At 71.2% G+C, this 560-nt stretch carries 2 protein-coding genes; both read left to right on the top strand.

All coding sequences use genetic code 11. The features are described 5' to 3' along the window. Nucleotides 1–226, top strand: a 226-nt coding sequence (locus AC1DQC_RS20140; RefSeq protein WP_477052996.1) for a hypothetical protein, incomplete at its 5' end; no start/stop codon positions are given. Nucleotides 227–291: 65 nt separating this feature from the next. Further along, on the top strand, nt 292–560 hold a 269-nt coding region (locus AC1DQC_RS20145), incomplete at its 3' end, for a carboxymuconolactone decarboxylase family protein (RefSeq protein ID WP_477052997.1).

Raw genomic sequence — 560 nt, forward strand, 5'->3', positions numbered from 1 at the left:
GACCGAGATCTCGTTCGACGGCGCGGTGGCCGGCGGCGGCTCGGGCACGGCGGGATCGCCCGTCTCGGTGGTGATCGACGCGTTCGAACGGGGTATCGCCGCCCGCAAGACCCGTATCTACGCGCCGCGCCGCGTCCCCGGGGCCATCTCCGTGCGTATGCTCGCGCACCAGGCAACCCATCTCGTCCCCGCCCGGGCGCGATCGGCACACGAAGGGGCACTGTGACAGTTGGCAACGCGACACCGAACTCCGAATCGCCAGGTTCCGCGGCGCCCGGGACGCCGGCGACCGTGACGCCGCGAGTGGCGCCGGGACGGTTCCGGGAGCTGGGCCCGGTCAACTGGGTGATCTGGCGGGTGCTGACCCTTGCCTCCGGCGCCGAGGACGCGAAGATCTTCAGCACGCTGGGCCGTACCAAGGGCCTGTTCCGCGGCTGGCTGCACTACTCCGGCCGGCTGATGCCCGGCGGCCGGATCTCGCGGCACGAGACCGAACTGGTGATCCTGCGGGTGGCACACCTGCGCGGGTGCCAGTACGAGATGGACCACCACATCCTGCT

It is taken from the genome of Cellulomonas sp. P4_H12 (assembly GCF_056400905.1).